Below are 12,285 nucleotides of genomic sequence, written 5' to 3'. Positions count from 1 at the left end.
GTGAAGGAAATGCTTAAAGAGATAGAGAAAAAATTAGAATGGCCTCGTATTGTAAAGTGTACAGCTATTTCAAAAGGTTTTTCACATGAAGAGAAATATAAAATTGAATTAGAAAACGGAGTAACATATTTTGTAAAAGTATGTGATGCTGTTCATTTTGAACGTAAACAAGAAGAATATACGTATATGAAACAATTAGAGTTATTACATATTCCAACGCCCAAGTTAATTTATTTCATAAAACTTGAGGAATTAAATAAATGTGTTCAAGTATTTGAATGGGCTCAAGGTGTAAATGGTGAAGAAGGCTTAGGGAAGCTATCGGTGGAAGAACAGTATCATGCAGGAAGGAAAGCAGGAGAAATATTAAAGGGGATTCATTCGATAGAAAAAGAAAGCGCAAGTAGTAAATGGGAAACATCTAGATGGAATAAATACGAAAGATACATAGAGGCATTAGCAGATTACGAAGTGAATTTTCTAGATTTGAAGTCAGTATTAACCTTTGTAGAAAATCATAAAGACTTATTAAAAAATCGTCCAATCACATTTTTACACGATGACTTCCATCCAGCAAATAGTATGATTCATAATAAGGAATTTATCGTTATTGATTTTGGTGGATATGATTTTGGCGATCCAATACACGATTTTTATAACGTAGCGATTTTTACTACAAGGATAAGCAAACCATTTGCGGTTGGACAAGTTCACGGTTATTGCGAGGGAGAACCATCGCTTCATTTTTGGAAATTGTACACATTATATGCAGCAATGACATTCCCAGCTGATATCGTATGGACAAACCGAAGCACACCGCATTTAGTAGATGATATGAAGGAAAGATTGAACGGAATTTTAGAAGATCATAATCATTTTTCATCCTATATTCCAAAATGGTACCATTCAAGTGAATTTAATAAATAACGGAGGAATTTATATGGAAAAAATAGCAGTAATTTCAGATATACATGGTAATATTCCGGCTCTAGAATCTGTACTACAAGATATTAAATTGAGAGGAATCAAGCGCATCATTTGTCTTGGAGATTTAGTCGGAAAAGGACCTCATTCTAGTGAAGTGATTGAAATCATTCGTAAAGAATGTGAAGTAGTCGTAATGGGAAACTGGGATGATTTTATTACAAAACCGACTGAATTTGAAGCGTTAAAATGGCATCAAAAACAATTAACGGAAGAACAAAATGATTATTTAAGAAGTTTACCATTTTCAATCGAATTTTTTATGAGCGGCAAACTCATTCGTATGTTCCACGCTTCACCAAGAAGTTTATATGAAAGAATTCAGCCACACGCTTCAAGAGAAGAGCGTGTTAGTATGTTCGAAAATAGTGATCTCACAGAGAATATAGAAGGGGAAAGAAAACCAGATGTCGTTTGTTACGGTGACGTTCACCAAGCAGTTGTTCAAAATTTCAGAGGGAAAACGTTATGTAATGCAGGTAGTGTAGGCAATCCACTTGAAATAACGCAAGCTTCCTATTTAATATTTGAAGGAACTTACAATGAAAAAGAAGCAGCAAGCTTTTCTATTCAACTCGTACGAGTACCGTATGATATTGAATTAGCTATCAGACTAGCAGAAGAACTTGATATGCCAGAAATTGAAGAATACAAACAAGAATTACGTACTGCTTTGTATCGAGGGTTTAAGGGGAAATAAGGAAAATATAAATCAATAAAAATATCTCTATCGTAACTTTCAATATATCGACTTACCGACAAATAATGACACAAATTGTTACCTGTAATTATGTTATGTAAACTAATTGTAGGAGGAAATATCATGAACCGAATACAACGCATGAAAGAAATTGTAGATCATATTTTAAAATTAAACTTAAACTTAACCCATCCAACAAGAGTTGGAGTAAGTGGTATTACAGCTTCAGGAAAAACAACATTTGCAAACGAAATAGCTGAAGAAATAAAAAAACGAGGATTACCAGTAACACGCGCCAGCATTGATGATTTTCATAATCCGAGAGCGGTTCGCTATGCAAAAGGAAAAGAATCTGCAAGAGGGTATTACGAAGATGCACACGATTATAAAGCTTTTAAAGAAAGATTATTAAAGCCTTTAGAGCTTAACGGGAATTTACAGTATGAAACGATTTCTCATAACTTAATAACGGATATGCCTGTACATAATAAGCCACAAGTGGCCAAGCAAAATATGATATTAATAGTAGATGGAACGTTTCTATTGAAAAAAGATGTTGAGCATTTATTTGATTACAAAATCTTTGTAGATACAGATTTTGAGATGGCGAGAAAACGTGGTGCAAAGCGAGAGACTGAGACTTTTGGAAGTTATGAAGAAGCAGAGAAAATGTTTTTAAACAGATATCATGCGGCCTGTAAGATGTATATAGATGAGCATAATCCGAAAAGTTGTGCGGATGTTATATTTCGGAATAATAACTTTGATGATCCAGTAGTTGTGTTTAAAGAAATTTAATATTGTTTATACAGCAAAAAATTCGTGAAAGGAGATGTTTTGGATGGATAAAAAAGATAATCCAAACGATTGGCCTGTATGGGCGAATGAGTCAGTAGAGATAGTGAATGCAAATCCTGATTGGCAAGATAAAGGCCGATGTGAAGAGCAGCAACTATATGAACTGCTTGCTCCTCTCGGTATAAGCAAAGTAATACATATAGGAAGTACATCCATACCTGGTTTACCTGCAAAACCTATCATTGATCTAATGGCTGAAATAGACTCATTTGATAGAGTACTACATATTTCAGCGAAATTGGCCATATATAATTGGCATTATGTAAGCCCAGAATTAGATGAAAGACCGTGGAGAAGGTTCTTTGTGAAAGTTAAGAATAATAGACGTGTAGCGCACCTGCATTTGATGGTTAAAGGAACTGAGCGATGGGAGCATCAACTTTTATTTCGTAACCGTTTACGAGAAAATCCACAATTAGTTTATGATTATTCAATTCTTAAGCAAGAGTTAGCTGAAAAGTTTAAACAAGATAGAGAAGCGTATACAAAAGCTAAAACGGAATTTATTAAACAAGTTCTAAAATGATGGGAATTTTGATTGTAACTGCGTTTGAATACAGATAAAAAAACTATATTTTATTTTATAACCTAAACATATATAAACTGCATGTAAATAAAGTGGGATATTTAGGTTGTTCAAAGTATTAGTGCAATGCCAATACTTATTTTATATGTATTTACTTTTATTTATTAGGATAAATTTTATATAATTGAATCAAGTTCATATAAGGATAGGTACTTAACCTATATTAAAACTCGAATTGATTTTATGAAAAAATCATAGGGGACAAGGGAAAATAAGTTAAAAAAGGTAAAAAGGGGATAAGAAATATAATGAATGAAGTACTAGAACTAAAAGAAGAACTACTACAAATTAAAAGTAACAATTATGCTGTACCAGAAGACGTAGATGCATATCCATATGCGCAGTGGATGCTAGATTATATCGGATCACCTGATGCTGAATTACGTGATGATTTAATTTATAGTACGCTTCACAAATGGATTACAAATGATGTGTTTAGACAAAAAGAGTTACGAGGATTAATGCTGCAAGCAATTAGCCCTGATTATTTATTTTATAAAATTGGTGAAAAGGGAACAGACTCTGTTTTTAAACGTGCATTCTCCGTATTAATTCCACCACTTATTTTATCTGTTCATGAAAGAGAACCACTGTTATCTGAAGAACAACTGTACAGTGTGGCAGAACAAGTGCTGGAATATGTATATTTAGAAGAAGATGTAAGAGGCTACGTAGAAGGAAAAGGATGGGCACACTCTACGGCGCATGCAGCGGATGCACTTGATGCTTTAGCACGTACAATACAAAATCGTGAGTTTTCATATGCGATCCTTGCAGCTGTTCGTCAGAAGGTTCGCTTGAGTGATTACGTATATGTACACTTTGAGGATGAAAGATTAGTAGCGCCAATTATGTCGTTACGACACCAAAATATTTTAATTGAAGAAGAGTGGAGCAATTGGCTACATAGCATAGCAACTGTTGAAGACATCCGGCATCCGCAGCATGCTATTTTAGTACAAAATATTAGAACTTTCCTAAGAAGTTTTTATTTCAGAGTTTTAGAGACAGAAGGTAGTACAGCCTTTACAGATGATATATTGGAGACTTTGAAGGGTTTGCGAAGGTATTAAAAAAGAGAAATATAAGAAAAGAATAAGCGTAAAAACCGATTATACATGTAGGCTCTCTACAAAAATAATCGGTTTTTTAGTTGAATTGAAATTTTAGACTTAACTATACATGTGCTTGTATGTAATAAGAAATGTATTAAATATGTAATTGTGGATTTTCTTCATATAAACTATTCATATACTGTTTTAAATTCTTAATGAACAATAAAATATCTTGACTAGCCATTCTAGCATGTTGAAGATGAAACATGTTTCCTTTCCCAATTTCAAATTCATCTGAAGTTAAAGTAATAGGGATATTTTTAAAGACATGCCATGGGAAATATAAGTGTACAAAGGTTTCTCTAAAATATATACCTGATTCACAAATTAATACTCCATCAGATCCTTTCCCCATATTGCCAAGGACAGATGTATCTAAAAAAGCAATGATTTGTTCTTCTTTTGGAACGATAAATCGTGCCTCAATTGCTTTTAACTTTTTGTCTGAAATATGAGTGTCTACAAATAATCCGTTATCGGGTTCTAATAATTCATTGTACGTTTCAAATAATGAGCAAATTGATTTTATCTCATTATTTTTTATAACTGGATGTATATCATGTTGTTTAGAATTTTGGAATGAATTCTTAAGAGCTATAAGTAATTCTTTAAATAACAGTGGGGGATAATCACTCCCGTTAATATTGAAGCTTTTTTGTGCATCAAAAGATAAGAAACCATCTTTATCAATTTCAATTTGTTGCACTTCAATTAATTGATCCCATTTCAAACTTCCTTTACCTAATAACCAATTTTTCCAGTATAAACCCGAACTCGTAAAGTAAATACCATATTTTCCTGATCTAAATAAATTACAACTTAAAAAAGCAATAACTTGGTCATCCGTCGGTATAGAAAAACGTTTTTGGGCAATTGATAAGAAATCTTTAGGGAGTCTAGTAACATAAAATCTAGATTGCTGATACTCTAAACAAATATCAGTTAAACGATTAATATCTATATTCATCTTTGCCATTCTCCATTTCAAATTTCGTTTCGATATAATCAATTATAAAGTTGTCAGGAAAATATTAACACTTAAATTTAGCTTAAATTAAGAAGGTAAGGAACTATAAATAGATTTGTATTAGGCTACAAAAAATGGCCTGTATTCTTTATTTGGAGTACTAAAGACTCGTTAAGGTAATAAAAAGGTACATAAAACCACTACCTCCCAACCATACTAATAAAATGTGTTGGAGGTGCATTTTATGGACAAAAAAGACTTTGAAAAAGTTTATAATGATTACTTACATCAAGGAGAAGAGCAAGCTCAAGTTGAAGTAGCTCATGAAGTCAATTCAGGAGCAGAACAAATTGTTGCCGTTCGTAAAAATGATGATGGAGATTTAATTGCTTTTAAGACAAGTAGCGGGAGAGAGTTAGATTATATGACTGCTCTTAGTGAAGTGAAATCAGGGAAGTTAGCTCATGTGGATGTATTTCATAAGTATGGTAGAGATATTATACGTAGTGAACCGGATGGTATAAAGGAAAATAACTTAGATAATTTACCTTCATTTTAAAAGGGTAAACCTCAAGAAGAGAATGTTCATTTGGATATTCTCTTCTTTTCTTTCTCTACAAATAGAAGGTTTATTTCTGAAGTGCAATCATACTTTTAAAGAGCACTCTAAATTTCTCTTTATCTTCTGCTGTAAATGGTTTCGGTCCCTTTGTACGTTTACCACTTTTTCGAACCATTGCACTTAAATATCGTGTTTGTAACAATTGTTCAATGTTATCATTCGTATACTTGTAACCTTTATGATGAAGAACGATACAGCCTTTTGCTAAAGCGAGCGAAGCAAGACCGTAATCTTGTGTTACGATTAAATCTTCTTTTTTTGCTAACTGCATAATTCGGTAATCTGCAGCATCTGCTCCAGAATCAACATAAATTGTTTCGACACCTTTTGGCTGCTCTGCATTAGAATAATGTGAAAAACTAGTAACGAGGGTAACAGGAATTTCCACATTCGTAGCCTCAAAAATAATCACATCTTTTACAGGACAAGCATCTGCATCAACGTAAATCTTCATTTTATCACTCCTATAAATAGGTTCGAGTTGATAATAATGGTAGATTTAGGTTTTGTCAAACGAGAAAGCTTTATATAATGTTATTTTTCACAAACTAAAATAGCCTTACGCAAACGAGAAATACCTTCCTCAATTTGATCAATATTCACTTTTCCATAAGATAAACGAATATAACCATCTTTCGCACCGAAAATACTACCCGGCATAAATGCGATTTCTTGTTTTAAACTTTGCATAATAAGTTGTTTTTCGTTTATCGGTTCGTTTAATTTTCCCCATATGTATATACCACCGGTCGGGTTTGAAAAAGAGATTTTATCGTGAAGTTGCTCGTTTAGGGCACGAACGATAACGTCTCTTTTTTCTGCTAATTGTTTTCGTAACGGTACGATATGAGACTGAAATGGTACAGTTTCAAAAAATTGTTGCATAAGCCACTGCGGGAATATGCTCATTCCTAATTCCATTTGGTGCCTTGCGTCAGATAACCTTTCTACTACAGACTGAGGGGCGACAAGCCAGCCGACTCGTAAACCTGGTGCAATCATTTTAGATAAGGAATGTACATAAATGACAGTTCCATTTTCATCTATTGATTTCAACGTAGGACAAGGTTGTTTTTTTTCTAGCGTAAGTAAACTGGACGGGTCATCTTCAACGATTGCAATTCGTAAGTCTGCGCAAAGTGATAATAATTTTTTTCTACGGTTTGGATGAAGCATTGTGCCCGTAGGATTTTGGAAGTTTGGATTTAAAAAGATCATTTTAATACGATGCTTTCTATATAGTTCTTGCACATCGTCTGGATTAATACCGTGTTCATCGACAGGTAACGGGAAAATACGAATACCTGCTGATTGGAATAACGGTAAGGAATAACAGTGTGAAGGACTTTCGAAAGCGACGGCATCACCTGGATTTAATAAACATTGTACGATAAGATGAAGTGCTTGTTGTGCGCCAGATGTAATCATAATGGATTGTTCAGTTGCTTCAACTTTTAAATATTCCTTCATATACTTTACGACCGCTTGTCTTAGCGGGAGATAGCCTTGCGGGTGATCGTAACTTAATGATTGCGTTAACGGTTGTTCTCGTAAAATTGATTGTAATTGATCGTGAGGATAGAGGTTGCAACCGAGCTCTCCATTTGCAAAATCTATAATATTTTCATTTTGTTGTACTTCCGCACGAATATGGCGAAGTAACGGTAAGTTTGGTAAAAACGTGCCACCTTCTACGAAATTTCTCCAGTTCGGCGTTAATGTTGGAGAAACGCCCCACATATGTGTACTTACACGTGTACCTTTACCGGTCGTGCTTTCTACAATTCCCATAGCACGTAGTTCATTATAAGCAGTCGTTACTGTACTTCTGTTTACATTTAACTGTGTAGCTAATTTCCGTTCGGAAGGAAGGAAGCTACCTGGAGGAAGTTCTCCGTATGTAATACGTTTTTCAATAAAGTCAACAACTTGCTGATAAATAGGGATTTTACTGTCGTTATCTAGCTTCCATTCCATAAAAAACGCCTCCGTATCTCTTATATACATCAAGTATAGCAAATTGGCTGGGTAAAAAAACAGCCAATTGGACGGTGTTATATCCAGCCAATTTTACTATGCTAAATAGGGAAGGGGAGATTCGGATGAAACGATGGCAAATGGAATGGCTCCTAGTATCAGTAGCATTAGTATGGGGAGCAAATTATACAATAGGAAAGTATGGTGTGGCATATATGTCATCCATTCAATTTAATAGTTTACGATTTTTAGTAGCATCACCGGTATTATTACTTATTACATTTTTAATGGAACGCTCATTACGTATTGAAAGAAAAGATTGGTTACGATTACTAGCAGTCGGCATCGTTGGAACGACAATGTATCAAACGATGTTTATGTTATCTGTGAAATATACTTCAGCAACGAACGCCTCATTATTAATTGCGATGTCACCTATTTTTACAGGGATATTAGCAGTATTGCACAAACAAGAACGTTTTTCGATGAAAGTACAAATAGGCTCAATAGTAGCGTTTATTGGTGCAGCATTCGTTTTATTAACAGGGCATACAGGAGGAGCTACTTACGAACATGCTTGGCTCGGAAATGTAATTGGATTAGTAGCAGCAATTGCGTGGGGATGGTACCCAATATTAGCGCAACCTCTTATTACAAAATACTCCGCAATGAGAGTCACATCATGGTCTACTTTAATTGGAATTGTACCGCTAGTTATATACTGTTTATTCAACATAAATTCTTTAACATGGCCAGTAGATACGCCAAGCTGGGGCTCACTAGCATATTCAATCGTCTTTGCGACCATCTTCGGACTTGCAATGTGGTATGTCGGTATTAGTAAAATAGGCTCAACGAAAGTAATGGTTTATATGTATCTCGTACCATTGTTCGCAGTTATCTTCGCGGCAGTAACCATCGGAGAGAAAATTAATATGATGCAACTCGTTGGCGGATTTATTATCTTCATCGGTTTATATGTTGTAAAAAAAGGCGGAATCAAAAAGCCTGCTCTCAATTTGAAAAAAGTAAGCTAACAGTAAAAAGGATCTCTTTCATATAGAAGGAGATCCTTTTTGGCTTTGTAATAAAAGCGCTTGTTCAACAGCCCATTTTTGATGATCGTGAAGGAGAAGCTCGACAGCAAGTAAAGGAGACATCCATCGTAAAACATGATCCTCCTCACAATTTTCAGTTTGTTTCTGCACCATGTTCGCAATATAAAAGAACCCATCGTTTAAATAATATGTATCTTCCTTGTCTGCATAAAAATATCGTGCTGCATTACCGATATACTGATCAATTTCAATTGCCCATCCCAATTCCTCTAGTAGTTCACGGTGCAAACATTCTTCTTTTGTTTCATTACCTTCCATACGGCCACCAGGTAAAAAGTAACGGTCTCCTTTTTGGATAACAGCAATCATTGAAGAAGACGAATGGAAAATAATCGCATAACAACTAGGTCTTAATACATAGTGAACGGTACGTTTTTTCGAGCCAAACGTGAGTTTTGAAATCATAAAACACGACCTTTCTCTATAAAATACATAAAAGGGATATTAAGGTAAATATAGAATTATATAAGTATAATCCTAATAGATTGGAGTGGTAACAACATGATAAATCGAAAATGTTCAAGATGTAAAGAAATAACGGGTACAATACATGGGGGGAAAAAAATAAAGGAAGAATTTTTATGTGAAGATTGTCTGCAAAAAGGAATTGCGAACGGAGAAATCGAATTATCACAAGTGGAGCAAGAACAAACTTCTTATCTTTCTATAAAAATATTAAAAATAATGAGTGTGATTTATTTAATAGCATCTATTTTTATGGCTTTTTCAACCGGTCCATTTATACATAATATAGGATTTGATGAAATGTCCATTTCAGGTCCAGAATTAGGTCTAATAAGTATTGTTATGCTAGGTTCTTTATTCCAGTCTGTTCTTGTATTTTGCGGGATATGGGTATTCATCTTATTAGTAGAAACAGTCATTAAAATTTATGAAAAAATGAAGTGAGTGAGAGGGAGAAACATATGCGAGTAAGAAACATCCAAGGGGAAGATTATGTAAAGATTCATTCTGTTTTAAATGATTGGTGGGGCGGAAGAGACATGGCTGCCATGTTGCCAAAACTGTTTTTCGTTCACTTTCAAGAAACGAGTTTTATCATTGAAGAAGATGGCGAAACGTTAGGTTTCTTATGTGGATTTTTTTCACAAACATATAAAGATGAAGCATACGTTCATTTTATCGGTGTAAATCCGAAGTATAGAAGAAGAGGAATCGCATCGACATTGTATTCTTATTTCTTTGATGTTGCTCGTGCAAATAATCGTAAAGTTGTAAAAGCAATTACGTCACCAACTAATAAAAAGTCGATACAGTTTCATCAAGAAATCGGTTTTCGAATTGAGGCTGGGGATGATGAGGTAGAGGGTGTATCGGTACATACTAATTATGACGGGAATGGCGGTAGTAGAGTTTTGTTTTTGAAAAATGTGTAAAAGTAGGCTAGCGTGAAGTTAGCCTTTTTGGTGTGGGGAGGAAAGTATATGGAGAGTGTTCAAAGTAAAGATGAGTACTTAAGACGCATTTATAAAGTACAAGATTATATAGAATCAAACATAGATAATCCACTTGCAATTGAAGAGTTAGCAGATGTAGCAGGATTTTCAAAGTTTCATTTTCATCGGATTTTTAAGGGGATAGTAGACGAGCCATTATCACGGTATGTAAACCGATTGAAGTTAGAAAGGGCAACACATCTACTTACATATCGCACAGATATGACGATTACGGATATCGCTTACCATTTTGGTTTCACAGATTCAGCCGTTTTCTCCCGTACATTTAAAAATTATTACGGAGTAAGTCCATCTCACTATCGTAACGATAATAGCAAGAATTGCAAAGACGTAAGGGGAATTCCTCAATACAATGAATGTAAGAAGGTTCGAGGAAATGTTGAAATTGTAACAGCGGACGATATAAAGGTCGCATACATAAGACATATCGGTACATATGAAGAGTTAACGATAGCTTTTCCAAAAATGATAAAGAAATTATTTCATTACGCAGCGGAGGAAAACTATCATGTATTTGAGGATACGAAAGTATTAACCATTTACCACGATCATCATGAATTTACTGAGGACAATCATTTAAGAACTAGTTTATGTATAACAATTCCGGATGGGTCTGCAGTAGAAACGAGCGACATTGGAATAATGGTAATACCTTCTGGAAAGTATGCGGTAGGTCATTTTGAAATATTCCAAGATGAATATAAAGGAGCATGGGATTTCTTATACGGTGAGTGGCTTCCAAATAGCGGACATAAACCGAGAGATTCGTATCCTTTTGAAATGTATAAAAATGACCCAAGGCAGCACCCAGAAAATAAACATATAGTTGATATATATGTACCTATCGAACCTTTTTAATCATGGGTTAAAGGGGAATGAATAATGAAAACTGCTGAAAAGTTAGATCTAATTATAAAAGAAGAATACAAAAATATTAATGGGATGTTAGTAGTACAAAAAGGTAATGTTATTTTTGAAAACTATTATAACGGTCACAGTCCAAATGATGCATTTCATATAGCGTCAGTCACAAAAACGATTGTTTCTGCGTTAATTGGGATATGTATAGATAAGGGCTATATAAAAAGTGTTAATCAAAAAGTAATAGAATTTTTCCCGGAATATAACGTTCATTCAACTGAAATAACAGTAGGGCATCTTCTTATGATGACAGCTCCACATCCTTTCGTAGACTGGCAGGAATCGTTAGAAGAATTATGTACACAAGAGGATTGGGTAAAATATACACTTAATAGAATAGGTAACGGCGGAGAAATTGGATCTTTTAAATATTCATCTGCAGGAGCTCATTTACTATCAGCGATCATATCGAACGCAACAGGAAAAAGCGCGCGTGAATTTGCGAATGAGTACTTATTTCAACTACTCGGTATGAGAGAAATTCCAAACTACAATATGAAGGAATTTGGATTCGATGACTTATTCGGAAAAGATGTAAAGGGATGGGTTCATGATCCAAATGGTATTTCGACGGGTGGCTGGGGACTAACGTTAACAGTTAAAGATATGGCTAAGTTTGGACAGCTGTATTTGAATGAAGGTATTCATAATGGAAAGCAAATACTATCAAAATCATGGATAAAAGAATCGACAGAAATGAACCAAAATCAATATGGTTACTTATGGTGGTTACGAGAAGAGGCTGGAATCTTTTCATACTGTGCAATGGGCGATGGTGGGAATGTGATTTGTTGTATTCCGAAGCTGGATTTGGTTGTAGTAATTGCTTCTGAAATTATACCGAATGCACGGGATAGATGGGAATTGATTGTGAAATATATTCTTCCTGGTATACAGTCAAATAAATAATGGTAGCAAAAAGATGGGGTAAATTTGGGTTTTATACAATCTTTTTGTTT

Annotated in this window: 15 protein-coding genes; 11 read left to right on the top strand and 4 right to left on the bottom strand. The window is 34.5% G+C overall.

Annotated elements, in window-relative coordinates:
- The 5 genes from KZZ19_RS14845 to KZZ19_RS14825 all read left to right on the top strand — a co-directional run bounded on the left by KZZ19_RS14845 (nucleotide 1) and on the right by KZZ19_RS14825 (nucleotide 4,201).
- Nucleotides 1-927, top strand: a complete 927-nt coding sequence (locus KZZ19_RS14845) for an aminoglycoside phosphotransferase family protein (protein WP_237980063.1) — start codon at nucleotides 1-3, stop codon at nucleotides 925-927.
- A gap of 13 nt (nucleotides 928-940) precedes the next feature.
- Nucleotides 941-1,684 carry a metallophosphoesterase family protein gene (locus KZZ19_RS14840; protein ID WP_237980064.1) on the top strand — a complete coding sequence of 248 codons (744 nt, stop codon included), beginning with the start codon at nucleotides 941-943 and terminating at the stop codon, nucleotides 1,682-1,684.
- A 123-nt stretch (nucleotides 1,685-1,807) separates the two neighbouring features.
- Nucleotides 1,808-2,482 carry a uridine kinase gene (locus KZZ19_RS14835; RefSeq protein WP_088096848.1) on the top strand — a complete coding sequence of 225 codons (675 nt, stop codon included), beginning with the start codon at nucleotides 1,808-1,810 and terminating at the stop codon, nucleotides 2,480-2,482.
- A 43-nt stretch (nucleotides 2,483-2,525) separates the two neighbouring features.
- On the top strand, nucleotides 2,526-3,068 hold the full coding sequence (locus KZZ19_RS14830) for a GrpB family protein (protein ID WP_088096847.1): 543 nt from the start codon (nucleotides 2,526-2,528) through the stop codon (nucleotides 3,066-3,068).
- A gap of 308 nt (nucleotides 3,069-3,376) precedes the next feature.
- Nucleotides 3,377-4,201, top strand: coding sequence for a DUF2785 domain-containing protein (locus KZZ19_RS14825; RefSeq protein ID WP_237980066.1), 825 nt, complete (start codon nucleotides 3,377-3,379; stop codon nucleotides 4,199-4,201).
- Nucleotides 4,202-4,337: 136 nt separating this feature from the next.
- Here KZZ19_RS14825 and KZZ19_RS14820 read toward each other — a convergent pair whose 3' ends face one another.
- Nucleotides 4,338-5,210, bottom strand: a complete 873-nt coding sequence (locus tag KZZ19_RS14820) for a hypothetical protein (RefSeq protein ID WP_237980068.1) — start codon at nucleotides 5,208-5,210, stop codon at nucleotides 4,338-4,340.
- A gap of 244 nt (nucleotides 5,211-5,454) precedes the next feature.
- On the opposite strand from KZZ19_RS14820, the gene KZZ19_RS14815 reads away from it, so the two are divergent.
- Entirely contained in the window at nucleotides 5,455-5,769 is a 315-nt protein-coding gene (locus KZZ19_RS14815) for a DUF3892 domain-containing protein (protein WP_237980069.1), read from the top strand.
- Between the two features lie 70 nt (nucleotides 5,770-5,839).
- On the opposite strand, the gene KZZ19_RS14810 is transcribed toward KZZ19_RS14815, so the two are convergent.
- A complete protein-coding gene (locus KZZ19_RS14810) occupies nucleotides 5,840-6,286 on the bottom strand; it encodes a YaiI/YqxD family protein (protein WP_000708773.1) in 447 nt (148 codons plus the stop codon).
- A gap of 80 nt (nucleotides 6,287-6,366) precedes the next feature.
- Nucleotides 6,367-7,809, bottom strand: a complete 1,443-nt coding sequence (locus tag KZZ19_RS14805; protein ID WP_237980070.1) for a PLP-dependent aminotransferase family protein — start codon at nucleotides 7,807-7,809, stop codon at nucleotides 6,367-6,369.
- Between the two features lie 125 nt (nucleotides 7,810-7,934).
- Between KZZ19_RS14805 and KZZ19_RS14800 the strand changes: the two genes are divergently transcribed.
- The gene (locus tag KZZ19_RS14800) at nucleotides 7,935-8,846 is read left to right on the top strand and encodes a DMT family transporter (RefSeq protein ID WP_237980071.1); all 912 of its coding nucleotides are present in this window, start codon (nucleotides 7,935-7,937) and stop codon (nucleotides 8,844-8,846) included.
- 18 nt (nucleotides 8,847-8,864) lie between these two features.
- Here KZZ19_RS14800 and KZZ19_RS14795 read toward each other — a convergent pair whose 3' ends face one another.
- Complete coding sequence (locus KZZ19_RS14795; protein ID WP_237980072.1) at nucleotides 8,865-9,332, bottom strand: NUDIX hydrolase; 468 nt, start codon at nucleotides 9,330-9,332, stop codon at nucleotides 8,865-8,867.
- 96 nt (nucleotides 9,333-9,428) lie between these two features.
- On the opposite strand from KZZ19_RS14795, the gene KZZ19_RS14790 reads away from it, so the two are divergent.
- Genes KZZ19_RS14790 through KZZ19_RS14775 form a run of 4 tightly spaced genes read left to right on the top strand, consistent with a single transcriptional unit; the run spans nucleotide 9,429 to nucleotide 12,235 of the window.
- Nucleotides 9,429-9,836, top strand: a complete 408-nt coding sequence (locus KZZ19_RS14790) for a DUF3980 domain-containing protein (protein WP_237980073.1) — start codon at nucleotides 9,429-9,431, stop codon at nucleotides 9,834-9,836.
- Between the two features lie 17 nt (nucleotides 9,837-9,853).
- Nucleotides 9,854-10,324 (top strand): GNAT family N-acetyltransferase, encoded by a 471-nt coding sequence (locus KZZ19_RS14785; protein ID WP_098341672.1) that lies wholly within the window; start codon nucleotides 9,854-9,856, stop codon nucleotides 10,322-10,324.
- A gap of 48 nt (nucleotides 10,325-10,372) precedes the next feature.
- Nucleotides 10,373-11,263 (top strand): AraC family transcriptional regulator, encoded by an 891-nt coding sequence (locus tag KZZ19_RS14780; protein ID WP_237980074.1) that lies wholly within the window; start codon nucleotides 10,373-10,375, stop codon nucleotides 11,261-11,263.
- 24 nt (nucleotides 11,264-11,287) lie between these two features.
- A complete protein-coding gene (locus KZZ19_RS14775; RefSeq protein WP_237980075.1) occupies nucleotides 11,288-12,235 on the top strand; it encodes a serine hydrolase domain-containing protein in 948 nt (315 codons plus the stop codon).
- Nucleotides 12,236-12,285: the final 50 nt, after the last annotated feature.

Origin of the sequence: Bacillus thuringiensis (genome assembly GCF_022095615.2) — a bacterium.
GTDB lineage: Bacteria > Bacillota > Bacilli > Bacillales > Bacillaceae_G > Bacillus_A > Bacillus_A cereus_AG.
The sequence above is the reverse complement of the archived record's forward strand: the minus strand, read 5'-3'. Positions and strand labels throughout refer to the sequence as shown.

Coding starts and splice junctions, on each gene's coding strand:
- KZZ19_RS14840 (WP_237980064.1), top strand. CDS start 941: ATGGAAAAAATAGCAGTAATTTCAGATATACATGGTAATATTCCGGCT.
- KZZ19_RS14835 (WP_088096848.1), top strand. CDS start 1,808: ATGAACCGAATACAACGCATGAAAGAAATTGTAGATCATATTTTAAAA.
- KZZ19_RS14830 (WP_088096847.1), top strand. CDS start 2,526: ATGGATAAAAAAGATAATCCAAACGATTGGCCTGTATGGGCGAATGAG.
- KZZ19_RS14825 (WP_237980066.1), top strand. CDS start 3,377: ATGAATGAAGTACTAGAACTAAAAGAAGAACTACTACAAATTAAAAGT.
- KZZ19_RS14820 (WP_237980068.1), bottom strand. CDS start 5,210: ATGAATATAGATATTAATCGTTTAACTGATATTTGTTTAGAGTATCAG.
- KZZ19_RS14815 (WP_237980069.1), top strand. CDS start 5,455: ATGGACAAAAAAGACTTTGAAAAAGTTTATAATGATTACTTACATCAA.
- KZZ19_RS14810 (WP_000708773.1), bottom strand. CDS start 6,286: ATGAAGATTTACGTTGATGCAGATGCTTGTCCTGTAAAAGATGTGATT.
- KZZ19_RS14805 (WP_237980070.1), bottom strand. CDS start 7,809: ATGGAATGGAAGCTAGATAACGACAGTAAAATCCCTATTTATCAGCAA.
- KZZ19_RS14800 (WP_237980071.1), top strand. CDS start 7,935: ATGAAACGATGGCAAATGGAATGGCTCCTAGTATCAGTAGCATTAGTA.
- KZZ19_RS14795 (WP_237980072.1), bottom strand. CDS start 9,332: ATGATTTCAAAACTCACGTTTGGCTCGAAAAAACGTACCGTTCACTAT.
- KZZ19_RS14790 (WP_237980073.1), top strand. CDS start 9,429: ATGATAAATCGAAAATGTTCAAGATGTAAAGAAATAACGGGTACAATA.
- KZZ19_RS14785 (WP_098341672.1), top strand. CDS start 9,854: ATGCGAGTAAGAAACATCCAAGGGGAAGATTATGTAAAGATTCATTCT.
- KZZ19_RS14780 (WP_237980074.1), top strand. CDS start 10,373: ATGGAGAGTGTTCAAAGTAAAGATGAGTACTTAAGACGCATTTATAAA.
- KZZ19_RS14775 (WP_237980075.1), top strand. CDS start 11,288: ATGAAAACTGCTGAAAAGTTAGATCTAATTATAAAAGAAGAATACAAA.